Raw genomic sequence first — 23,617 nt, 5'->3', positions numbered from 1 at the left:
TGCCGCCGCATATGGCCCAGTTCGCCACCAAATGCAAGGGGGCTCATGTTGCAGCGCAGCAAAATCGACGGAGCAAGCGGCGCTTGCGCTCGCTTGCCGGCACGATTACCACGAAATGCCGCTGGCTTGGGAGGTAATCGATGAAGGACGTGCTGAAGGAACTCGAGCGCCGCCGCGAGATCGCCCGCATGGGCGGCGGCCAAGCGCGCATCGACGCCCAGCACAAGAAGGGCAAGCTCACCGCGCGCGAACGCATCGAGGTGTTTCTCGACGAGGGCTCGTTCGAGGAGTTCGACATGTATGTCGAGCACCGCTCGACCGATTTCGGCATGGAAAAGACCAAGATCGCGGGGGACGGCGTCGTCACCGGCTGGGGCACCGTCAACGGCCGCCCGGTCTACCTCTTCGCCAAGGACTTCACCGTGTTCGGCGGCTCGCTGTCGGAAGCGCATGCCGAGAAGGTCATCAAGGTACAGGAGATGGCGCTGCGCAACCGGGCGCCGATCATCGGCCTCTACGATGCCGGCGGCGCGCGCATCCAGGAAGGCGTGGCAGCACTCGGCGGCTATGCCGAGATCTTTCAGCGCAACGTGCTGGCCTCAGGCGTCATTCCGCAGATTTCCGTGATCATGGGGCCTTGCGCCGGCGGCGACGTCTATTCGCCTGCCATGACCGACTTCATCTTCATGGTGCGCGACACCTCCTACATGTTCGTCACCGGGCCGGATGTGGTGAAGACCGTGACCAACGAGACGGTGACCGCCGAGAGTCTCGGCGGCGCCTCCGTCCACACGACGAAATCGTCGATCGCCGACGGCGCCTATGACAATGACGTCGAGGCGCTGCTGCAGATGCGCCGGCTGGTCGACCTGCTGCCGGCTTCCAACACATCGGAGCTTCCCGAGATCGAATGCTACCAGTCGGTCACCGACCATGATTTGTCGCTCGACCGGCTGATCCCCGACAACGCCAACAAGCCCTACGACATCAAGGAGCTGATCCTGAAGGTCGCCGACGAAGGCGATTTCTTCGAGATCCAGCAGAGTTTTGCCAAGAACATCGTCACCGGCTTTGGACGCGTCGAGGGCCGCACGGTGGGCTTCGTCGCCAACCAGCCGATGGTGCTGGCCGGCGTGCTCGATTCCGATGCCAGCCGCAAGGCGGCGCGCTTCGTGCGCTTCTGCGACTGTTTTTCGATCCCGATCGTCACCTTCGTCGATGTCCCCGGCTTCCTGCCCGGCACGGCGCAGGAGTATGGCGGGCTGATCAAGCATGGCGCGAAACTGCTGTTCGCCTATGCCGAGGCGACCGTGCCGAAGATCACCGTCATCACCCGCAAAGCCTATGGCGGCGCCTATGACGTGATGGCCTCAAAACATCTGCGCGGCGACATGAATTATGCCTGGCCAACGGCGCAGATCGCGGTGATGGGCGCCAGAGGCGCGGTCGAGATCATTTACCGCAAGGACATCGGTGATGCCGAAAAGATCGCAGCCCATACAAAGGCTTACGAGGATCGCTTCCTGTCGCCCTTCGTCGCCGCCGAACGCGGTTATGTCGACGAGGTGATCATGCCGCACTCGACCCGCCGCCGTATTGCGCGGGCGCTCCGCATGCTGCGCAACAAGGATATGCAGAACCCCTGGAAGAAGCACGACAACATCCCGCTGTGAGGCGCTGATGTCGCGCTTGATCCTCTATTCGGGAACGCGCTTTGGCAGATTTGCCATCCTGCTTTTTGCTCTCCCGCTGTTCTGCCCGGTGCTGCTGTGGCTGGTGTTGCTTGATCGGCACCCGCTCGCGGTCATCGCGGGCGGTATTGTCGCCATACCGGCTGCAATGTTGGCTTTCGTTTTGTTGATCGGGATGCTCTTTGCCGGCTTTCGACGCAGCAAGGTGGAAGGCATGTCTCGCAATTCGGCTCCCCAGTTATGGGCCGTGTGGGAAAGCATTGCGGGCAAGCACCGCGCCAGCCGAACCACGATCGTGCTGAGCGACAGCCTTAACGCCAGCATAGGGGAAGAGCGTCCATTTCTCGGTCTGCTCGGCCGTCGGGCGGTCTTGACCGTAGGCATTCCATTGCTCGCGGTGACCGACGACAAGGCCTTCGCCGCGATTCTGGCTCACGAAGATGCACATTTGAAGAACAAGGATACGAACGGCGGGCTCAATCTTGCCGAACTCGACAAAAGCTTCGACTTGATCTTCGACTACGCTCCCCCAGGAAAGACCGTTTCCGGAAGCCTGTTCTACATGCTGCTGGGTCCGCTCTCTCAGTCACTGGAACGCGAAGAGATACGATTGTCGCGACGAGCAGAAATCGATGCCGATCTCCATGCGGCAAAGTCAGGCGATTCTCACGAAGCAGCGCGCGCGCTGCTCTTGATCGCCGCTGCCGATGCATTTTTCAATGATAGAGTTTACACGCCGCTCAAGCGTGAACTGCTTGGCATGATGGTCCCGCCTCATCCGCCGCTTCAACGGGTTCTGATGGCCGCCAATGAGCTATTGAGCCACCCCATCCTGCAAGAATATGCGCAAAAGGCTTGGGATGCCCCCGATGACGAAAAGGCAGACCATCCACCATGGTCGGAACGTCTGGCTGCGCTTGGATACAACTCGGCTCCCACAATAGAACCGGTTTCGATTTCTGCCCTGTCGAGCCTGCTGAGCAGTGAAATTGTTGCGGAGCGGGTCCATCATTTCGATAGCGAGTGGACGTCGAAAATCGCCGCCTATCTCGATCGGTAGGTGCCGCCCGGAATTGCTGCCAAAGCTGTAGCTCACTCCTCTTCCGCCGCGCCGAACCCCGCCCCCATGGTGGCGCGGACGGGACTGACCCAAGGTGTCGCGTGATTGTCGATGCGCATCTGGAAGATGAAATAGGTCGGCGAGCAGAAGCCGATGCCTTTCACTTTGCCGATGCCGGGCGTGTCAGGCGGCAGCGACTGGCACATATAGTCCTCGCGGCAGAAATGATCGGCCGAACAGGCCGGCCGGTTGCCGCGATTGACGGCGCCGCCAAGGCATTGGTCGAAATTGTTGGTGGCCACGCAGATGTCGAATTTCTTGCCGCCGACCAGCCCGCAAATCTCGTTCGGCATCGGCTTGCCGGCTTTGAAGGCCGCGAAGGAGCGGTCCTTGTCGTCGCAGCCGCGATAGGCGATGCCGCCAGGCACGCCGATCTTCGGCGGTCGGCAGGTGTAGGCGGTGCGCGACGCGGCAGGCGCGAAGGCCGCGAACTGGCCCGATTTGCTGTAGCGGTCGTTGAAAGGCTGCGCCGCATTGCTGGCGATCGAGCCGGTCAGGCAGGGATGACCGGAAAACACTTTTTCGCTGTCCTTGGGCAGCAGGCATTGCGCCAGTTTCGTGTGCACGCCCGAAGCGGCGGCCAGCGGCGTGCAGACGGTGCCGCCGCCGCATTTCCAGGTCGCACCGAAGCGGTCCGCATCTTCCGGCATCAGGCACGGCATGGCCATCTCGGCCGGCGCGTAGTCGACCGCGGCGTCCGTCCAGGCTGCCGGCGGCGCAAAGGAGAGCGGACGGAAGCGGTTCGGCTCCCTGCCCTCAGCTGTAGCGCGCAGCCAGGCCTGGCGGCGCGGGATCTCGGCATGAAGATGCGGCGAGATGCCGACCTCGATGCGGTTGAGCGGCGATGTCGTCTTGTCGTCAAGGCCGATGAAATGAAAGCCGGCAGTGGAGCCGGCCTGATGGCAACCCTGGCAGGCGCCATTGTCCAGCCGCTCGACCAGCGCTTCCGGCGTGCGCACCAGTTTCAGCGTGGAATAATCGAGCGATGCGAATTCATTGGGCTGGAACAATTGCGTAAACGGATGATTGGCCTGCCGCGCACTGCCGAAGGTCGACCATGAGATGATCTTTCTGGCCAGGAACTCGTCGGGAATTTCATAGACGCCTTCGTCAACCGCCGGCAAATTGGCGCCGACATAGACGGCGAGCCGTGCCTTCAGCGCCGCATCCTGCGAAAGCCGTGCGGTGTCGGGCGTGTTCTCCAGCGGTTTTTCGCTGATATCGGCGCCATCGATGCCGAATATCCGCATGAGATAGGCCGCTTGGCCACCGAACTCGGTTTCCTGGCCGGAGGGGAAGCGCACCACCTGTGCGTTGAGCTCCAGCTGCTTGAAGGTGAGCCCAGCTCTCTCCAGCGGCCCGCCGGTCAGCCAGCCGGCATCGACGCTCTCGTCAAGCTGGGGCGTCCAGCGCCCGGCAACACCGACGCAGCCGCCATCGGCGTCGGGGGCGGCGCTGTAGACGGCATTGAAATTGAATGGCAGGCGCGACGCCAGCAGCTTGCCGTTTTTGCGAAAGCTGTAGGCCAGGCGGTAGATGAAGCGCACCTCGCCGCAGCTCCTGTCGCCTTGCAGCACCGCGAAGTCGCGACGATCGAGCCGGTTGATGACGCCGACCAGCCGGAAGCGCGCGGCGTCGGTCTTCAGCCAGCGCATGTCCATGATGCGGCCGACATTGCCGTCGGTGACTTCGTAGAGCGTCCGGCCGCCGGCTTTCATATCGGCACGAAGTGCCGCAACATCGGAGGCAACCGTTTCGACGATGGCGTGAAAGGCCGGCGCCTCGTCGTAAAGCGTCTTCAGACCGCCCTCGCCGTCGACCCCCAAAACATCGGCGAAATCGAAACCCGTGGCATCGAGTGCGGCGAGCACCGCCGGATCGTCGACGATCGTCACAGGACCTTCGGCGCGCGCCGTCGGCGCCATGAAGACAGCGATGAGGGTGGCAAGCAACAGAACGAGCGCGCGGCTCATTGGGCAGCCGTGCGCGCGTCGAAGAGTTCGCGCAACACCGGCACCAGTGCCAACGGCAGGTCCTCGGCGATCAGACCGGGTCCGAACCGGCTGCCGGCCTCAGCATGCAACCACACCGCCGCGCAGGTGCCCTCGAAGGGCGGCATGCCTTGCGCCAGCAAACCGGCAATGATGCCCGACAGCACGTCGCCTGACCCGGCTGTGGCCAGCCACGGTGCACCGTTGGAGTTGATCGCCGCTTTGCCATCGGGCGCTGCTATGACCGTGTCGGCGCCCTTGTAGACGATGACGGCGTTGGCCCGCGCGGCGGCCGTTCGCGTCTTGTCCAATTTCGACACGGTTTTGTCCCCGGCGATATCAGGGAACAGGCGGCCGAATTCTCCCTCATGCGGCGTTATCACCAGGGCTGGAGCATTCGGCTGACGGGCGGCTTCGAACAGTGCCGAGGGCTGGTGAGCCAGAGAGGTGATGGCGTCGGCATCAAGAACCATCGCACTGGCGTGGTTCGCGGTCGCCTCGTCGCGTGCTTCCTCCTCCAAAGCCTTGATCAGCTGCAGGGCGAAATCGCCGACCTTGGGCTTTGGCCCAAGCCCCGGTCCGAACACCAGCGCTCCGGGATGGCGCGCCATTAGAAATTCCTGCACCTCCTCGAGCGAGCCCGCCTCGCGCAGCATGATCGAGGTCAGGTGCATCGCGTTCACCTGCATGGCATTGCCAGGCGACAGCACGGTGACCGCCCCTGCCCCGCTTCTGGCGGCGGCCAGCGCCGACAGCCGCGCCGCGCCCGTAGCACTTGGGCCGCCGGAAAAGACGCCGACATGGCCGCGCTTGTATTTGTGCGCATCCACCGCCGGCACGGGAAATTCCTGCAACCACAGGTCCGGCACATTCTCGAAGGTCGAGACGGCGAGCTGGGCGATGATGCCGTCGCCGATGCCGATATCGGCGAGCACGATCTCACCGCATTGCCCGCGCCCCGGCAGCAGCAGGTGGCCAGGCTTTTTCCGCGCGAAGGTGATGGTGACCTCGGCACGAAACGCCCTGCCCAATATGTCACCGCTCCTTCCAGAGACGCCGGACGGCAGGTCGACCGCGACCACGGGCAGGCTCAGGGCTGTCACTGTATCGATGGCTTTCGCGGCGTCGCCGGACAGCGGCTTCGACAGCCCCGCCCCATAGAGCGCGTCGATCACGATCGAGCCAGGCTTGGCGTCAAAGTCAGACAGCGGCCGGGGCTTGATCGGGCATTCCGCGGCGGCGAGCGCCGCATCGCTTTTCGGCCTCGGCGCGCCGGATGCCCAGACCGATGTGCCGACGCCGCTGCCGGCCAGGATGCGGGCAACGACATAGCCATCGCCGCCATTGTTGCCGGGCCCGCACAGCACATGGATGTGCTTTGCCGAGGGGTAGCGCTTGAGAACCTCGGCCGCGACCGCTCCACCAGCGCGCCGCATCAGGCCGATGCCGTCGGCTGGGCCGGCGGCAATCGTCAGCCGATCGGCCTCGCTCATTTCGGCCGGGGAAAGAAGTTCGTTGCTCATGGATTGCCGATCCGCATGCGATCAAGCATTGTCCGATTTCGATCCTAAGCAAACAAGGGGGAGTTGCCGAGATCTGCAGCCATAACGTTGGCACGAAAGCATCGCGGGCAGAAAATTGCCTGGGGGATAGGCAATATGCCCGATTTTTGTGCGGACGTGGGTGCTGGCGCTGTGTAGGCTCTGGCAGTCCATGCCGCTTCCGGTGCAGCGAATGACGCGAATTTGCATCCCGGTGCGGCGCGGCTTTGAAATCTTATGAGACCGCTTAGAATCCGCTGAATTGGCACAGTTCGTGCTTGATGGAGGCGCAAGCGGGGGGTCACAACCCGTTTTTTTGGCAGTGGAGGCCACTTTTTACATGAAAAAGATCGAAGCGATCATCAAGCCATTCAAGCTCGACGAAGTGAAGGAAGCGCTTCAGGAGGCCGGACTGCAAGGCATCACCGTCACCGAAGCAAAAGGCTTCGGTCGTCAGAAGGGTCACACCGAACTCTACCGCGGCGCCGAATATGTCGTCGATTTCCTGCCCAAGGTGAAGATCGAGGTCGTGCTTGGCGACGACGCGGTCGAAGGTGCGATCGAGGCCATCCGCAAGGCGGCCCAGACCGGTCGTATCGGCGACGGCAAGATCTTCGTTTCCAATATCGAGGAAGTCGTGCGTATACGCACCGGCGAAACGGGCATGGACGCGGTCTGACCGACCGCGCCATCCTCCCGAAAAACGTCATCATCAAAAAAAGTCATCACACAGGGATACATGACATGACGACAGCCAAAGACATCATGAAGCAGATCAAGGACAACGACGTGAAATTCGTCGACCTGCGCTTCACGGACCCGAAGGGCAAGCTGCAGCACGTGACGATGGATGTCATCGAGGTCGAGGAAGACATGTTCGCCGATGGCGTGATGTTCGACGGCTCGTCGATTGCCGGCTGGAAGGCCATCAACGAGTCCGACATGGTGCTGATGCCCGATCCGGAAACGGTCCACATGGACCCGTTTTTCGCGCAGTCGACCATGGTCATCCTGTGCGACATCCTCGATCCGGTTTCGGGTGAATCCTACAACCGCGATCCGCGCGGTACGGCCAAGAAGGCCGAGGCCTACATGAAGGCCGAAGGCATCGGCGACACCATCTTTGTCGGCCCGGAAGCCGAATTCTTCGTGTTCGACGATGTGAAGTACAAGGCGGATCCCTACAACACCGGATTCAAGCTCGACTCCACGGAATTGCCGTCGAACGACGACACCGATTATGAGACCGGCAATCTCGGCCACCGTCCGCGCATCAAGGGCGGCTACTTCCCGGTGCCGCCGATCGACAGCGCGCAGGACATGCGCTCGGAAATGCTGACCGTGCTCGCCGAGATGGGCGTGCGCGTCGAAAAGCATCACCATGAGGTGGCGGCGGCTCAGCACGAACTCGGCATCAAGTTCGACGCGCTGGTGCGCAACGCCGACAAGATGCTGATCTACAAGTATGTCGTCCACCAGGTCGCCAACGCCTATGGCAAGACGGCAACCTTCATGCCGAAGCCGATCTTCGGCGACAACGGCTCGGGCATGCACGTCCACATGTCGATCTGGAAGAACGGCAAGCCAACCTTCGCCGGCAATGAATACGCCGGTCTGTCGGAAAGCTGCCTGTTCTTCATCGGCGGCGTCATCAAGCATGCCAAGGCGATCAACGCCTTCACCAACCCGCTGACCAATTCCTACAAGCGCCTGGTGCCGGGTTACGAAGCGCCGGTTCTGCTCGCCTATTCGGCGCGCAACCGCTCGGCGTCCTGCCGTATCCCGTTCGGCTCGTCGCCGAAGGCCAAGCGCGTCGAGGTCCGCTTCCCAGATCCGGGCGCGAACCCCTACCTCGCCTTCTCAGCGCTGCTGATGGCCGGCCTCGACGGCATCAAGAACAAGATCCATCCCGGCCAGCCGATGGACAAGGATCTCTACGACCTGCCGCCGAAGGAGCTGAAGAAGATCCCGACCGTCTGCGGCTCGCTGCGTGAAGCCCTGCAGAGCCTCGACAAGGACCGCGGCTTCCTGAAAGCCGGCGGCGTCTTCGACGACGACCAGATCGACAGCTACATCGAGCTGAAGATGGCCGAAGTGATGCGCTTCGAAATGACCCCGCATCCGGTCGAGTACGACATGTACTACTCCGTCTGAGATTCAATCTCGGTCCAAGATTAGCTATAATGCTCAAGCCCTTGAAAGACGTCCCTCTTTCAAGGGCTTTTTGCTGCGCTCCAATAGGATTGCCAGCCGACCGGCATGCCTCGCCTGCACGGCAGCCGCGCATGGACAGCCGTATCCGCCTTTCGTCTTCGACGATCATAGGATGCCCGGATTCTTGGACCTACGGTCCATCGGAGCGGCCGGCTTTCGAGCGCGTCGCTCAATCACAACTCGGCGGTGTTCAGTAAATGATCAAGGGAGGCGGTTCGGCCGCCAACGTCGGAGCCAGGAGCGAGCGGAGCACTGCCTCAGGCTACAGTGACCGCTCGTCCGGCGCCCACGCCAATGCCGCCGTTCAAGAAAACCCCGCCCGTCCGAACAGCATTGCGTGACGTAACCCCAAGGCCCGCGAATACGCATGCCGTAGCGTGATCTGTCAACGCCGCCAGCCGGGTGGCGAATGACCGATTCCGTTGCATGAACAGATGCTTATGGAAGATCCATCGCCCCGGACAAGGGCTGGAAAAGGCGGTTTTCCGGGCTTTCTGGCGAGTGATCGCCGCAGACTCGCACGGCTGCGGCCGGAACTCACGGGCGATTAGCGACCGCCGGAACTGCCTGACTTTTTCTGGGTATGTTTTACCGGGAATGCAGTCCGCCGGGTAACGGCCAAAAAAGAACCCCGGCGCGAAACGCCGGGGTCCTCTTGTCATACAGTCCGAAACACTTACGCGGCGGCTGAAACCTGAGCGCTTGCCGGAACCGAGGCGATCGTCTTCAGGATTTGCGAGGCGATCTGGTAGGGGTCGCCCTGCGAGTTCGGACGGCGGTCTTCCAGATAACCCTTATAGTCGCTCTTGATGAAGGAATGCGGCACGCGGATCGAGGCGCCACGGTCGGCAATGCCATAGCTGAACCGGTTCCACGGCGCGGTCTCGTGCTTGCCGGTCAAACGCTTGTCGTTGTCCGGGCCGTAGACGGCGATGTGATCCATCAGGTTCTTGTCGAAGGCCGCCATCAGCGCTTCGAAATAGGCTTTGCCGCCGACTTCGCGCATGTAGGCGGTCGAGAAGTTGGCGTGCATGCCAGAGCCGTTCCAGTCGGTGTCTCCGAGCGGCTTGCAGTGGTATTCGATGTCGATGCCGTATTTCTCGGTCAGGCGCTGCAGGAGGTAGCGGGCCATCCACATCTGGTCGGCGGCCTTCTTGGAGCCCTTGCCGAAAATCTGGAATTCCCATTGGCCTTTGGCCACTTCGGCGTTGATGCCTTCGTGGTTGATGCCGGCGGCGAGGCAGAGGTCGAGATGCTCCTCGACGATCTGACGCGCGACGGAGCCGACATTGGAATAGCCGACGCCGGTGTAGTACGGGCCCTGGGGTGCGGGATAGCCGCTCTCGGGGAAGCCGAGCGGGCGACCGTCCTTGTAGAAGAAATATTCCTGCTCGAAGCCGAACCAGGCGCCCTCGTCATCGAGGATGGTGGCGCGCTTGTTTGAGGCATGCGGCGTGACACCATCGGGCATCATGACTTCGCACATGACCAGCACGCCGTTGGTGCGGGCGGGATCCGGATAGACCGCAACCGGCTTCAGCACGCAATCGGAGCTGTGCCCTTCGGCCTGCTGGGTCGAGGAACCATCGAAGCCCCACAGCGGCAGCTGCTCGAGTTCAGGGAATTCGGCGAATTCCTTGATCTGCGTCTTGCCGCGAAGGTTGGGGACCGGGGTATATCCATCGAGCCAGATATACTCGAGCTTGTATTTCGTCATTCTAGCCTCTCGTTGCTTGATCACCGAACACTGAACGGCGTCGACATGCGTCTGCCGTCAGCAGCTGGCCTGCCGCACACTTAAAATGCAATTCGTGTGCCATTCTTGGTCCGGAGGGTGCGACAAAATTGACGCGGCATCCACCGGAAGTCGGTGAGCCGCCTAAGCAATGCGCCCGGATCCATCACGGTCCTTATTTGCACAAATAGTGTGCAAATGCTGATCTTTTCATAGGCATATTGCCTAACTTGATTGCAGACCTTATCTTCGGGCCAAGTTGAATCGAAAAGGTTCGGCGGAAGAAAGGAACCCGGCAATGGAAGTCATTTCCACACGACCGTCGGCCAAAATTTTGATGTTCCCGGCGGCAGCGCGCCTCTCTGCCTCAAATTTGAGCGGAAAGGCTAAGTTTGCGGCAGAGCTTGCCTCGCTGCGTGATGCCCGCGCGGATTTCGGCGACGGCTGGTACCATGAGGCAGCCATCGAGGAAGAGGCCCGGGGCCGCAAGAGCTGACACAAAGGGCAGCAGCCCTCGCCAACGAATTGGCCTGAAAAGAAAAAGCCCGGCGCGATCGTTCGCGCCGGGCTTTCTTTTGAACGCGGGGGCTGCCTACTCCTTTGCGTGCAGGTCGGTGCCGAGCGTATCCTTGACGAAGATCATGCCGATGACCAGCGTTATAGCCGCGATCACCACCGGGTACCAAAGGCCATAGTAGATGTCGCCTTTGTAGGCGCTGAGCGCGAACACGGTTGCCGGCAGCAGGCCGCCGAACCAGCCATTGCCGATGTGATAGGGCAGCGACATGCCGGTGTAGCGAATGCGGGTCGGGAACATTTCGACCAGGATCGCCGCGATCGGCCCGTAGACCATGGTCACGAACAGCACCAGGATGAACAGGATGCCGATCGTCATTGGCCAGTTCACTGCTGCAGGATCGGCGAACATGGCGAACGCGCCGCCGCCTGGAATGTTGTAGACGGTGACTTCGGGTGCGCCCGCTGCCTCATCGGTGGTCAGCAGCTTGTCCTTGACCGCCTGGTCGATCGGCACCGTCGCCTTTTCACCGGCACGGATGGCAGCGGCGTCCAGCTTCAGTTCCGGGTTGGCGGCAACAAACGCATCGAGCTTCTGGTCCGCAACCTTGGCTGCCGCGCGCTTCAGCGGATAGCCGCCGTCCTGCAGCGACATATTGACGGCCTTGATGAAGGCCGCTTCCTTGGTCTTGGCCTGATCACCGGCGGCGATGGCGTCATAGGACTCGACCGTCTCGTTGCCGATTTTGACAGATGCGGGTGTGCCGGCGGCAGCCGTCGACACCACGTCGTAGGGAACCGAGTTCTTGGTCAAGAACGAAGTCGCGATATCGCAGGATGTCGTGAACTTCGCCGTGCCAACCGGATTGAACTGGAACTTGCAGTCGCCCGGCGCCGCGGTCACCGTCGCCCTGGTGTTCTGCTGCGCCGTGGCGAGTGCCGGATTGGCAGCCCATGTCAGTGCCTTGAACAGCGGGAAGGTGCAGACAATCGCCAGCGCAAGGCCCGCCATGATGATCGGCTTGCGGCCGATCTTGTCGGAGAGCCAGCCGAAGACGACGAAGAAGATCGAACCGACCGCCAGGGCGACCGCGATCATGATGTTGACCGACTGCGCGTCGACCTTGAGCACGTTGGTCAAGAAGAACAGCGCGTAGAACTGGCCATTGTACCAGACCACGGCCTGACCGGCGGTGAGGCCGAGCAGCGCCAGCAGTGCAATCTTGGCGTTCTTCCATTGGCCGAAGGCTTCCGTCAGCGGCGCCTTGGAGCCCTTGCCCTCATCCTTCATGCGCTGGAAGGTCGGGGATTCGGAAAGCGAAAGCCGGATCCAGATCGAGATGCCGAGCAGCAGGAAAGACACGATGAACGGAATACGCCAGCCCCAGGCAGCATAGTTTTCCTTGCTCAATGAAGCCTGTACGATCAGGATCACAACCAGCGATAGGAACAGGCCGAGCGTCGCGGTGGTCTGGATCCACGAGGTGTAGTAGCCGCGCCGGTTGTCCGGCGCATGTTCGGCGACGTAAGTGGCCGCGCCGCCATATTCGCCACCCAGAGCCAGGCCCTGCAGCATGCGCAGGATGATCAGGATCACGGGAGCGGCGATGCCCAAAGTGGCATAGCCGGGCAGCAAGCCGACCAGGAAGGTCGACAGGCCCATGATCGTCATGGTGACAAGAAAAGTATATTTACGGCCGACAAGGTCACCGATGCGGCCGAACAGCAGTGCGCCGAACGGGCGCACAAGGAAGCCTGCGGCGAAAGCCAACAGCGCGAAAATGTTGCGGGTCGCTTCCGGAATGGCTGGGCTGAAAAAGGTCGAACCGATGAACACCGCCAGCGAGCCATAAAGATAGAAATCATACCATTCGAAAACGGTGCCGAGCGAGGAAGCGAAGATGACTTTCTTCTCTTCCCGCGTCATGCCGCGGCTTGTTCCGCCGGCGGTCGATGCTATTGCCATTGCGTTATCCTCCCGTGAGACCCGTTCTCAATGCTGCGCGACACTGTCCGCGTTCTCCTCCGAGCACGGACTCAACGACAGCCATTCGGGAAAAATGACAGAAAGCGCCCGCCAAAGGCAGCGCGTCTTTGGGATTATGACTTTGGTATTAGGTGCGCTGCGGGATGAAACCGGGCGAGTTGGGAAACCCCTAGCCCTTGAGCGCTTGCAGCAGGCCGGCGGCAGCCATCATGTCGCGCTTGCGAGCCGCGCGGCGGGCAACGGCCTCCGCATCCTGCCCCCAATGCTCGATCTGCCAGTCCTCGTCGACATGAGCAGCGGCCCAGGCAGCCTCAGCATCGATCTCGCCGAAATCGACAGCCAGCGCCAGCAGCGCCGAACCGGTCAGCGACGTCATCACATGGATGGCGGCGAGCCGCAGCGGCTCGGCGCGCTGGGCAAGATGGCTGCCCAGCACGGCGATGGTCTCGCGCGGCTGCTCGACATGGATGATGCCCTCGGCCAGATTGAAGCGGGCTCCGAGCGTCCTCGCCCAGTCGATCACCGGATCCCAATGCTGGTTCTGCCGCTCCACCAGCCCTTGCGGCGCGTCGGCGCGATAGCAGGTGAGATCGGATGAGGCAAAGCGCAGGATATCCTCCAGCACCGCCTGCGGGTCGCTGGCGACGCCATCGATGGCCGTGTTGACGAGGCGCATCACCGGCATCTTCACCGGATCGATGGTCTCGCTTTGGGCGGCGAACTCGTCGGCGACGAGCGCGGCTGCTGCCTCGGTCGGCAGCACCAGCAGCGCCTTGCCCGGCGTCCGCACCGGCTTGCCGTCGAGATGCACGGCAAAGCCATTGTCGATAGGTGCCACAGAGGCGGCCTTGTAGAAGCGCTTGGGCAGAGGCGTCTTCATCTGGATCTGGGCGCGGCGCACAGGATCCGGGTCGGAGAGATACTTGCCCGCTTCGAGGTCGTTGAGGATGTCACGCATGAAGGTCTCTCTTACACCGGCGTCAGCTTGCGCGCCGGCCGGTTGACGATGATCAGGCCGGCGGCAATCAGGCCAAGTGCCAGGAAAATGCGCATGGTCAGCGGCTCATTCAAGAACATGGCTCCGCACAGCACGCCGAAAACCGGCGACAGGAAGGTGAAACTGGACAGGCCTGACGCCGGATAGCGCCGCAGCAGCCAGAACCACAGCACATAGGTGAAGGCGACGATGTAGACCGCCTGGAAAAGCAGCGCCAAGGTCGGCAGCACGGTCGGGTCGCGAACGGGCGGGCCGGCGAGAGGCAGCACCAATACGCCCACGATCGCTGCCCCGGCGAGCTGGTAAAGCAGAAGCTTCTCGGCGCTCGCCTCGACCAGCTTCGAGCGCTTGATGAGGATGTTGGTCAAAGCCCAGAAGAATCCGGAGCCAAGGCTCAGCAGATCGCCGAACAGCATGTCTCCGCCGCCGCCAAGCTTGTCGGAAAACACCGCGGCAAGGCCGGCAAAGGCCAGCAGCAGGCCAAGGAATTTTCTCAACGTGATCTGCTCGCCGAGCAGGAAATGGCCGCCGAGCAGCATCCAGAACGGCATGGTGTTGACCAGCAGCGTGTTGCGGGCAACGGTCGTATGCTCCAGGCCGACATAAAGGCAAAGGAACTCGATGCCGAAAAGCGCGCCAACCACGATGCCGGCGAGCAAGGTCCCGTCGCGCGTGAAAAGCGCGATGCCGCGCCACCGGCACCAGGCAAAGACACACATGCCGCCGATGATCGAGCGCGCGATCGACAGGAAAACCGGATCATATCCAGCGTAGGAGATCTTGGCGGCGACGTAATTCAGCCCCCAGGAAAAGGTCAGCCCGACCATGATCGCGGCGGCGGCCAGGTCGACCGTGTCGCGCCGGTCGAGCGCGTCGGTGGCGCCGCTCACGATCAGTCCTCCGCGCTGGCGTCGTCGAAGCCGATCAGGTTCCAGCTCTGGCGCATATGCGGTGGCATTGGCGCCGTGACATCGATGACGCCCTTGTCGGGATGCGGAATGATGATGCGGCGGGCGTGCAGATGCAGGCGGTTTTGAATGCCCCCGGGAAAGTCCCAGTTGGTGTCGGCCTCGAAATATTTCGGATCGCCCAGGATCGGGCAGCCGATGTAGGCGGCATGGACGCGAAGCTGGTGGGTGCGGCCCGTATAGGGCTCCATTTCAAGCCAGGTCATCGTCTGCGCCGCCTGCTCGATGATGCGGTAGTAGGACACAGCGTGGTCGGCGCCCTTTTCGCCATGCGCGGCGACCCGCACGCGGTCACCGTCCGGCGTCGGCTCCTTGATCAGCCAGGTCGAGATCTTGTCCTCGCGTTTGGGCGGCACGCCCTTGACCAGCGCCCAATAGGTCTTCTTGGTCTCGCGGGCGCGAAATGCTTCCGAGAGCTTCATGGCGGCCAGTCGAGTGCGGGCGACGACCAGCACGCCCGAAGTGTCGCGGTCAAGCCTGTGAACCAGTCTGGGCTTCTCGCCCTTCTGGTTGCGCCAGGCCTCCAGCATGTCGTCGACATTGCGGGTGACGCCCGAGCCGCCCTGCACCGCAAGGCCCGCCGGCTTGTTGAAGACGAAAACCTTAGGGTCTTCATGGATCAGCATTTTCGACAGGACATCGGCATCGCCCTGGTTGCGGATCGAGTGGCCGGTCAGCGCACTCTCGCCCTTCTTGTCAACCTCGAGCGGTGGGACGCGAACCATCTGGCCGGGCTCGACACGGGTGTCGGCCTTGACCCGGCCGCCGTCGACACGGATCTGGCCGGAGCGCAGAAGCTTCTGCAAATGGCCGAAACCAAGGCCCGGGAAATGGGTCTTGAACCAGCGGTCGAGCCGCATGCCCGCCTCGCCGGCTTCCACCGTGATCTGTTCAACGCCTGCCATGTTTTTTGTCGCTTATCCGTTTCCCGAGCGAAGCTCGGCCTGTTCTTGGCGCGGCAATAGCACTAAGGCAGGCTTCTTGCGAGCCAAAGTCCCAGAAACAGGGCGATAATGGCGCCAATGACGCTGGCAAGGGCATAAACCAGCGCAGGCAGCGTGGCTCCTCGCTCCCACAGCGTCGCAAAATCAAGCGAAAAGGCTGAGAAGGTGGTGAAGCCGCCAAGAATGCCGGTGGCAACGAACAGCCTGACCTCGTTCGATCCGCCACGGCGCATCATGGAGGCGATGAACAGCCCCATGGCGAAGGAGCCGATGACGTTGATGGCCATCGTGCCCCAGGGATAGTTAGGGCCGACAAAACGCAGCGCGCCGATGTTGGTAAGGTGACGAATGCCGGCACCGATGCCGCCACCGACGACGACGAGAAACAGATTGAACATGACCGTTTACTGCCCCCGCAGGGCTGCCCGGTCAATCCCTCGTTGTGGGCGCAACCGCACGGACCAGCCGAGCTCGTCACCACTCAGGCGTTGCCCATCCCGGATATTTTTTCCTGAACTCGTTATAGAGGTCATCGATCTCCGTTTTGCCGATAGGGCGCGCCTGTTCGTAGAGGTAGCCCTTGACGTCGCCGGACAGCTGGTACGCCGCGATGCGCCTGTATGCTGCGCCGATGCCTTTGCCCTCGACAATGTATTGGTCCGGTATCGAGACACAGAGCTGCGCACCCGGCTGCAGATGGGTAACGGGCGGATCGGTCACGACAACGTATTTGGACTTCAACGCCGCCGGTCTGAATCGATCGCGACTATCGACCTGACAAGCCCACTCGATGCGAGGGTAAAGGTCCTTGTCCATTTCATAAAGCAGTGAGTCGCTCATGATCCCGCTGGATGCAAATACCGACAACCGGTCCCCAGGTCCCATCTTTCCAAGAAGGTCATCGATAAGGCGCCTGTATTCTGGAAGATTGTCGAGTTGCAGCGGGAGCGTGGCTTCCCTGGCAAAGACGTAGCTGATCGGTGACAGCACCTGGCGGCCAATCGGGAAAAAAGTACCGAAAAACGCCAGCACGGCGGCAACGGCTATCGCGGCGGTCGACCATCGCGATCTCAGCGCCGGCATCGAAACGATCGCAACGATTGCCTGGGCGTAGGCAGGAAAAAGCCAAAGAAACATTGGCACCGAATGATGGCGATCCGGGTCCTGCATGCGGGTGAAGAGGAAGAAGGTAAGTACCGAAGCAACGGCACAGAACAGGGAAAATCTGTTTTGGCGTATGATGGAGATGCAAAGGCCGAATACGATCAACAGCCAGTTCACATAGCTGAGCCGCGATCCTGCCTGGTCAACCTGTGAAACGAAGCTTGTCTTGTATCCGCTGTAAAGGTCGCCATAGCTGGTTCCCAGTATCTTGAGGACCAGGGGTTGCTGGAAGGTCAGCGCGGCTCCGACAACCACGAGGATCACACACAGGCCCCCGACGGCGGCATTGCGGAGTGCCGGGACGTCGCGGTCTTTCGCGACCTGCAGAAAACAGAAGAAGGCCGCGGAAGTTCCGACCCCGATGACGGGATAAGCATACCAGCGGCGCAGCACGAATGCCAACCACAGGCATACGCCGACACGCATGCCGCTGATCACCGGTTCATGGGTCAGGAACCTCGATTTCCAGAGAAAATAGGTTGCCGCGCAAAGCGCGAGACAGCCGGCAATGTCCGGCAACCCACGAAGCGTCGCCGCCCAGAAGGGCGTGTAGAGAAAGGCCGCAATCCATACGGTGAGCCAGCTTCGGCATGAAAGCGTCCCGGTCGCCGCCTCCAGATAGCTTGTTCTGCCGATGAGAAGAGCGGTCGGAACCAGGTAAACAGCGACTATTCCGGCGATGTAGGAAAACCTCGAATCGCCAAAAATGATGTGAAACGGCATCAGCGGCACCAGGATCGCCGCACTGTAGTCGTCGGTGGCGATCGAGGTCCTCAAATGGCTGAGCCACTCGAGAGGGCTCTGAACCAAGAGCGTGCCCTGCCGGCTAAACGTGTCGAAATAGGCAGCGAAGTCCCAGTAATAGACAGGCTGTTCAAGCCCTACATAGATGAGAGCAAGAGCAACTCCCAGCAGAGCGGTACACACATATGTCGTTGCCCAAAATCCGAGAGATTTGTTCTTCGTCACTTGCGGCCGCCAGAAGGAGAAGAGGCAGAACTATCAAAGCCAGCCCGGACTACCGTTTATGCAGCCAGGATCCGTTCCGGCGCATGAGCGGCCGACAAGGATTGGCCAAGTCTCACATGCAGAGCACCCAGACGCTGCCGGCAGGGCCGGCAGCACCGATTTTCCAAAGCTCAGGTCGTCCCGGCATTCTTCGGCTTGGTCGAACCGATCATCTTCCAGTTCTTGTAGAACATGGAATTGATGCGCTCGACGCTCACCGAGACGATGGCCAGCATACCCGCAATGAGGCGGGGAACCGGGGATGGCCTGATAATGTCCATGAACACGCAGTAGCGGCGGCCGTCATACTCGTTGACCGAGCGATGCAGCAGCGTGTCGTCGAAGATGAACAGCGGATTGTCGTACCAGTAATTCTTGACGTTGCCGCACTCGACGAAAATCTCCGACTTCACCGGGATCAGATTGTAGAGAATGCGCAAGCTGAGCCGCAGCGGGCCGAAATGCCAGGACGTCGATTCGCGCTTGCTGAAGACGGAAACGGCGATGGTCTTGATGTATTTGAAATCCTTGTTGAACTCGGCGACGTTGTCGATCCTGTGCTTGCCGTACCACTGGTAGACATACATGCCGCGCCGGCCGGCGCCGAAATTGGCATCGATATCGGCGATGATCTCATCCTTGCGCGCCTTGAAGATGTCCAGGACCTCGTTGACCTCGCGTTGATAGTCGGCGGGAAACTGATCCAGCTTCCACACGCCAGGATTTCTGTAGCACAGGAGGTCGACCAGCAGGTTGAACGGCGAAAGCAGCCAGGTGAACAGGCCGTTGCCGAGAAAATAGCCTGAGAACAGCGACAGATCCTTGCGGTCGTTGCGCAGCACGTCGATCAGGCCGCAGACGATGAAGATCGTCGTCAGGATGGGGATGAAATAGAAGCCAAGGGCGAGAAGCGGGATGGCAATGGCGAATTTGCGAAGGGATTTGCGAAGATTTTTTGTCATTTTTCCACGCGCCAAGCGCGATCCTGTTGCGAATGAGGTGCCCAAATCAAGGCAATGGCCACCGCCCGGTCGTGCGTCTTGATAAGGTTTTTTGGGTTACCACACAACGGCCCTGCTACCGCGGCCGGCTGGCTGCCTGCTGGATCTGGTCAATAGCCTCACGCAACCCGGCTATTCCCGCTCTTTGCGCAGCTTTGCCCAATAATCGAGCCGCTTCCTGATATCGCGCTCGAAGCCGCGCTCGGGCGGATCATAGAAGGTCTGGCGACCCATCTTCTCCGGAAAATAATCCTGCCCCGAAAAGGCATCCGGCTCGTCATGGTCGTAGCGGTAGCCCGCGCCGTAATCCTCCTCTTTCATCAGCTTGGTCGGCGCGTTGAGGATGTGCTTGGGCGGCAGCAGCGAGCCGTGTTCCTTGGCGGCCCGCGTGGCGGCCTTGAAAGCGTTGTAGACGGCGTTGGATTTGGGCGCGGTGGCGAGATAGACGGTGGCCTCGGCAAAGGCGAGTTCGCCCTCGGGCGAGCCGAGATAGTCGTAGGCATCCTTGGCGGCATTGGCGACGACAAGCGCCTGCGGGTCGGCAAGGCCGATGTCTTCCATGGCCATGCGCACCAGCCGGCGGCCTAGATAGAGCGGATCCTCGCCGGCATCGAACATGCGTGCGAGATAGTAGAGAGCCGCGTCAGGATCTGAACCGCGTACCGATTTGTGCAGCGCCGAGATCAGATTGTAATGGCCGTCCTGGCCCTTGTCGTAGATTGGCGCGCGGCGCTGGACGATGCGCTGCAGACCCTCGGGATCGAAGACCTCGCCGGGCTTGGCTGCTCGCCAGACTTCCTCCGCCAGGGTAAGAGAGGCGCGGCCGTCGCCATCGCTCATGCGGATGAGCATGGCCCGCGCCTCGTCGTCGAGCGGCAGCGCCCTGCCCTCGGTCTCCTCCGCCCGCGCCATCAGCTTGGAGATGCTCTCCTCGCCAAGCGAATGGAAAACCAGAACGCGCGCGCGTGACAACAAAGCGGCATTCAGTTCAAAGGACGGGTTTTCGGTCGTGGCGCCAACCAGCACGACTGTCCCGTCCTCCATGACCGGGAGGAAACTGTCCTGCTGCGCGCGGTTGAAGCGATGGATCTCGTCGACGAACAGCAAGGTCTGGCGGCCATTGGCACGGCGCAATTTGGCTGATTCGAACACCTTTTTCAGGTCGGCGACGCCGGAAAAGACAGCCGATATCTGCTCGAAGGCGAGACTCGTTTCACCGGCGAGCAACCGCGCCACGGTGGTCTTGCCGGTGCCGGGCGGCCCCCAGAAAATCATCGAGCCGAGCGAGCCGGAACCGATCAACCGGGTTAGCGCGCCGTCAGGCCCCGTCAGATGCTCCTGGCCGACGACCTCGCCAAGGTTTCTCGGCCGCAGCCTGTCGGCCAGCGGCCGCCCAGGCGGCGTCTTTTCCGGTTCATCGACGCTGAACAGATCGGCCATGCACTTCTTTTTCGTTGGAGCATGAGCCCGAATGCACGGAACCCAGCCCTAATAACGCAACACCTGACGCAGTATCTGCCCGCCGCGCTCGACCGTAAAGCGCCACCAGCGCGTATCCGTCTTGGCCGCCAGCTCCAGGGTCGCTGCGGTATCGATGGTGGTGCCGTTCACCTCGCGCACGATGTCGCCCGGCTGGAAGCCGAAATCGGCGGCCGGTGAATCGCGGTTGATGTCGACCACGGTGACGCCCTTGATGTCCGTGCGCAGGCCAAGCCGCTGCGCGAGCCGGGGCGACAGCTCCGCGACCTTGGCGCCCGAGAACGGGCTGCGGCCATGCAGCGTCACCTCGGCAGCCTTCATGCCTTCCGGAGCACGCTCCAGCGCGATATCCATCGCCGCCTGCTGGCCCTTGGTCAGAACCGCGAAATTGGCGGTGGTGCCGATCGACAGCGTCGCCATCCGGTAGTCCAGCGCTTCGATGCTCTCGACCGGCTTGCCGTTGAGCTGCAGCACCACGTCGCCGGGCTTGAGCCCTGCCTTGGCGGCCGGTCCGGTCGCCTCGACCGACGAGACCAGCGCACCGGTCGGCTTCTCCATGCCGAGCGATTCTGCGATCTGCGGCGTCACCGCTTCGAACTCGGCGCCGATATAGGGCCGTTCGAAGAAGTCGAGCCCGGCCTTGGCCGCGTCGGCAAAGGCGCGAACCATGTTCGAGGGAATGGCGAAGCCGATGCCGATCGAACCACCGCTGCGGCTGTAGATGGCCGTGTTGATGCCGACCAGCTGGCCGCCCATGTTGATCAGCGCGCCGCCGGAATTGCCGGGATTGATGGCGGCGTCGGTCTGGATGAAGAAGCTGGAATCGGAGACGCCGATATGGCTGCGGGCCAGTGCCGAGACGATGCCGCTGGTGGTGGTCTGGCCGACGCCGAAGGGGTTGCCGATGGCCAGCAGCAGATCGCCGACCTCGAGCGCGTCGGAATCGCCGATGGCAATGACCGGAAACGGCTTGTCCGAGGTGATCTTGAGCACGGCAAGATCGAGTGTCTCGTCCTTGAGCAGCACCTTGCTGTCGAACTCACGCCCATCAGCGGTCGCCACCTTGACCCGGTCGGCATCCTTGATGACGTGGTAATTGGTGACCACGACGCCGGTCGGATCGACCAGCACGCCGGAGCCCAGCGAAGACTGCGCGCGCGGCTGCGAGCGGCCGAAGAATTCTTCGAAGAACGGATCACCGTCGAAAGGCGATGTCACCTTGGCGGTCTGCGAGGCATAGACATTGACCACCGCCGGCGCCGTCTGCTTGACCAGCGGCGCAAACGACAGCTGCACCTCCTCGCGACCGAACGGCACGCGCTTGTCGGGACCGGACGTCGCGTTCTCGCCCTCGACGCCATGCAGCAGGTCGGTCAGCACATCTGACAGGCCGGGATCGGTCTTGGTCTCCTCGGCCAATGCCTGCCTGACCACCGGTGCGGCCGCAAACGCCATGATGGCGAAAAGCAGAACAAAGGGCAGTCTTCTGGCGCGCATTCGCGAATCCTCCAAGGCAAGTTCGGGGGCATTGTCCCGACGATTGTGCAAAATGAAAGGCTAAGCCGCTGAAATCCGACTATTTTGGGCCAAAACCCCAGGGGCATGCCCGGAAATCGGATTCCGGCGCGGTTTGCTGCTTTCAGAAAACAAAAAGGGGCCCGCAGGCCCCTTTGAACTCATTTGGGAAAACCGAGCCTTATGCGGCTGCGGCGTCCGCGTCAGCGCTTTCGGCCTCGATGCGAGCGCGGTCGCCGGCGCCCTTGGCCGAGACGTCGCGATCGACGAATTCGATGACAGCCATGGCGGCGTTGTCACCGTGACGGAAGCCCGCCTTCATGATGCGCAGATAGCCGCCATTGCGGTTGGCGTAGCGCGGCGCGATGGTGTCGAACAGACGCTTGACGACGCCTTCATTGCCGATCTGGGCAATGACCTGGCGGCGGGCGTGCAGGTCGCCACGCTTGCCGAGCGTCACCAGCTTCTCGACGATCGGACGCAGGTCCTTCGCCTTCGGCAAGGTAGTGACGATCTGCTCGTGCTCGAGCAGCGACACGGCGAGGTTGGCGAACATCGACTTGCGATGGCTAATGCTTCGGGCGAAGCGGCGGCCTTTGAAACCGTGGCGCATGGCTCTTTTCCTTCTTCAGTTGTTCAAGAGGCCGCGGCCTCTGATGGTTTTCCGCATGACCGTCGGATCGAGCGGCCCACGCCGCCGATCCTTGGAATTCATGCTCAATATTGGTCTTCGTAACGCTTAGCGAGGTCTTCGATGTTTTCCGGCGGCCAGTCCGGCACTTCCATGCCGAGGTGCAGGCCCATCGCCGCCAGGACTTCCTTGATCTCGTTCAGCGACTTGCGGCCGAAGTTCGGGGTGCGCAGCATCTCGGCTTCGGTCTTCTGGATCAGGTCGCCGATATAGACGATGTTGTCGTTCTTCAGGCAGTTGGCCGAACGCACCGAAAGCTCGAGTTCGTCGACCTTCTTGAGCAGCGCCGGGTTGAAGGCGAGCTCGGTGACGGCCTCGGCGGCGACTTCCTTCTGCGGCTCGTCGAAGTTGACGAACAGGCCGAGCTGGTCCTGCAGGATGCGGGCGGCGAAAGCCACTGCGTCCTCGCCGGTGATCGAACCGTCGGTCTCGATCGTCATGGTCAGCTTGTCATAGTCGAGAACCTGGCCCTCGCGGGTGTTCTCGACCTTGTAGGAGACCTTCTTGACCGGCGAATAAAGGCTGTCGACCGGGATGAGGCCGATCGGCGCGTCTTCGGCGCGGTTGCGGTCGGCCGGCACGTAACCCTTGCCGGTGTCGACGGTGAATTCCATGCGGATTTCAGCGCCTTCGTCCAGCGTGCAGATGACGTGGTCGGGGTTGAGGATCTCGACGTCGCCAACCGTCTGGATGTCGCCGGCAAGAACCGCACCCGGTCCCTGCTTGCGAACGACCATGCGCTTGGGACCATCGCCTTCCATGCGGATGGCGATTTCCTTGATATTCAAGACGATGTCGGTCACGTCCTCGCGCACACCGGCGATGGACGAGAATTCATGTAGAACGCCGTCGATCTGCACGGCGGTAACAGCCGCACCGCGCAGCGAAGACAGAAGCACGCGGCGCAGCGCGTTGCCCAGCGTCAGGCCAAAGCCACGCTCGAGAGGCTCGGCGACCAGCGTGGTCAGCGTCTTCTTCTTCGACGAGAACTCGATCTTGTTCGGCTTGATCAGTTCCTGCCAATTTTTCTGGATCATGATGCTTTCCTTCCGTTG

General features: G+C 61.7%; 19 protein-coding genes. 5 read left to right on the top strand and 14 right to left on the bottom strand.

Features of this window, described 5'->3' with window-relative positions:
- The first annotated feature begins 140 nt into the window (after positions 1-140).
- Complete coding sequence (locus tag LB559_RS12710) at positions 141-1,673, top strand: acyl-CoA carboxylase subunit beta (RefSeq protein ID WP_027028871.1); 1,533 nt, start codon at positions 141-143, stop codon at positions 1,671-1,673.
- Between the two features lie 7 nt (positions 1,674-1,680).
- Positions 1,681-2,751 (top strand): M48 family metallopeptidase, encoded by a 1,071-nt coding sequence (locus LB559_RS12705; RefSeq protein WP_063172198.1) that lies wholly within the window; start codon positions 1,681-1,683, stop codon positions 2,749-2,751.
- Positions 2,752-2,783: 32 nt separating this feature from the next.
- Here the strand turns inward: LB559_RS12705 and LB559_RS12700 are convergent, their stop codons facing one another.
- Positions 2,784-4,784, bottom strand: coding sequence for a hypothetical protein (locus LB559_RS12700; protein WP_224674181.1), 2,001 nt, complete (start codon positions 4,782-4,784; stop codon positions 2,784-2,786).
- Positions 4,781-6,325 carry an NAD(P)H-hydrate dehydratase gene (locus LB559_RS12695; RefSeq protein ID WP_224674180.1) on the bottom strand — a complete coding sequence of 515 codons (1,545 nt, stop codon included), beginning with the start codon at positions 6,323-6,325 and terminating at the stop codon, positions 4,781-4,783. Before LB559_RS12695 ends, LB559_RS12700 begins: the two co-directional genes overlap by 4 nt.
- A gap of 358 nt (positions 6,326-6,683) precedes the next feature.
- Here LB559_RS12695 and LB559_RS12690 point away from each other — a divergent pair, with 358 nt between their 5' ends.
- Both LB559_RS12690 and glnA read left to right on the top strand, forming a co-directional pair.
- Positions 6,684-7,022, top strand: a complete 339-nt coding sequence (locus LB559_RS12690; RefSeq protein WP_006205430.1) for a P-II family nitrogen regulator — start codon at positions 6,684-6,686, stop codon at positions 7,020-7,022.
- 65 nt (positions 7,023-7,087) lie between these two features.
- Positions 7,088-8,497, top strand: a complete 1,410-nt coding sequence (gene glnA, locus LB559_RS12685; RefSeq protein WP_013531452.1) for a type I glutamate--ammonia ligase — start codon at positions 7,088-7,090, stop codon at positions 8,495-8,497.
- Positions 8,498-9,233: 736 nt separating this feature from the next.
- Here glnA and LB559_RS12680 read toward each other — a convergent pair.
- Positions 9,234-10,274 (bottom strand): glutamine synthetase beta-grasp domain-containing protein, encoded by a 1,041-nt coding sequence (locus tag LB559_RS12680; RefSeq protein ID WP_013531450.1) that lies wholly within the window; start codon positions 10,272-10,274, stop codon positions 9,234-9,236.
- A 316-nt stretch (positions 10,275-10,590) separates the two neighbouring features.
- Between LB559_RS12680 and LB559_RS12675 the strand changes: the two genes are divergently transcribed.
- Entirely contained in the window at positions 10,591-10,788 is a 198-nt protein-coding gene (locus tag LB559_RS12675) for a DUF2735 domain-containing protein (RefSeq protein ID WP_024505075.1), read from the top strand.
- Between the two features lie 96 nt (positions 10,789-10,884).
- Here LB559_RS12675 and LB559_RS12670 read toward each other — a convergent pair whose 3' ends face one another.
- The 11 genes from LB559_RS12670 to LB559_RS12620 form a co-directional block, all read right to left on the bottom strand.
- Positions 10,885-12,774, bottom strand: a complete 1,890-nt coding sequence (locus tag LB559_RS12670) for an MFS transporter (protein ID WP_224674179.1) — start codon at positions 12,772-12,774, stop codon at positions 10,885-10,887.
- A 190-nt stretch (positions 12,775-12,964) separates the two neighbouring features.
- The gene (locus tag LB559_RS12665; protein ID WP_063168064.1) at positions 12,965-13,753 is read right to left on the bottom strand and encodes an ATP12 family chaperone protein; all 789 of its coding nucleotides are present in this window, start codon (positions 13,751-13,753) and stop codon (positions 12,965-12,967) included.
- An 11-nt stretch (positions 13,754-13,764) separates the two neighbouring features.
- Positions 13,765-14,682 (bottom strand): DMT family transporter, encoded by a 918-nt coding sequence (locus tag LB559_RS12660; RefSeq protein WP_024505073.1) that lies wholly within the window; start codon positions 14,680-14,682, stop codon positions 13,765-13,767.
- Positions 14,683-14,684: 2 nt separating this feature from the next.
- Positions 14,685-15,665, bottom strand: a complete 981-nt coding sequence (locus LB559_RS12655) for an RluA family pseudouridine synthase (RefSeq protein WP_024505072.1) — start codon at positions 15,663-15,665, stop codon at positions 14,685-14,687.
- Positions 15,666-15,727: 62 nt separating this feature from the next.
- On the bottom strand, positions 15,728-16,102 hold the full coding sequence (gene crcB / locus LB559_RS12650) for a fluoride efflux transporter CrcB (protein WP_224620872.1): 375 nt from the start codon (positions 16,100-16,102) through the stop codon (positions 15,728-15,730).
- Positions 16,103-16,178: 76 nt separating this feature from the next.
- A complete protein-coding gene (locus LB559_RS12645; protein ID WP_224674178.1) occupies positions 16,179-17,837 on the bottom strand; it encodes a hypothetical protein in 1,659 nt (552 codons plus the stop codon).
- Positions 17,838-18,007: 170 nt separating this feature from the next.
- Positions 18,008-18,838: an aspartyl/asparaginyl beta-hydroxylase domain-containing protein gene (locus LB559_RS12640; RefSeq protein WP_164753799.1), complete on the bottom strand. Its 831-nt coding sequence runs from the start codon at positions 18,836-18,838 to the stop codon at positions 18,008-18,010.
- Positions 18,839-19,009: 171 nt separating this feature from the next.
- Positions 19,010-20,317 (bottom strand): replication-associated recombination protein A, encoded by a 1,308-nt coding sequence (locus tag LB559_RS12635; protein ID WP_024505069.1) that lies wholly within the window; start codon positions 20,315-20,317, stop codon positions 19,010-19,012.
- Between the two features lie 48 nt (positions 20,318-20,365).
- The gene (locus LB559_RS12630) at positions 20,366-21,853 is read right to left on the bottom strand and encodes a DegQ family serine endoprotease (protein WP_013531440.1); all 1,488 of its coding nucleotides are present in this window, start codon (positions 21,851-21,853) and stop codon (positions 20,366-20,368) included.
- A 199-nt stretch (positions 21,854-22,052) separates the two neighbouring features.
- Positions 22,053-22,484 (bottom strand): 50S ribosomal protein L17, encoded by a 432-nt coding sequence (gene rplQ / locus LB559_RS12625; RefSeq protein WP_013531439.1) that lies wholly within the window; start codon positions 22,482-22,484, stop codon positions 22,053-22,055.
- Between the two features lie 104 nt (positions 22,485-22,588).
- Positions 22,589-23,599, bottom strand: a complete 1,011-nt coding sequence (locus tag LB559_RS12620) for a DNA-directed RNA polymerase subunit alpha (protein WP_013531438.1) — start codon at positions 23,597-23,599, stop codon at positions 22,589-22,591.
- Between the last annotated feature and the right edge of the window lie 18 nt (positions 23,600-23,617).

The organism is Mesorhizobium sp. BR1-1-3, assembly GCF_020165455.1.
Lineage (GTDB): Bacteria > Pseudomonadota > Alphaproteobacteria > Rhizobiales > Rhizobiaceae > Mesorhizobium > Mesorhizobium ciceri.
The sequence above is the reverse complement of the archived record's forward strand: the minus strand, read 5'-3'. Positions and strand labels throughout refer to the sequence as shown.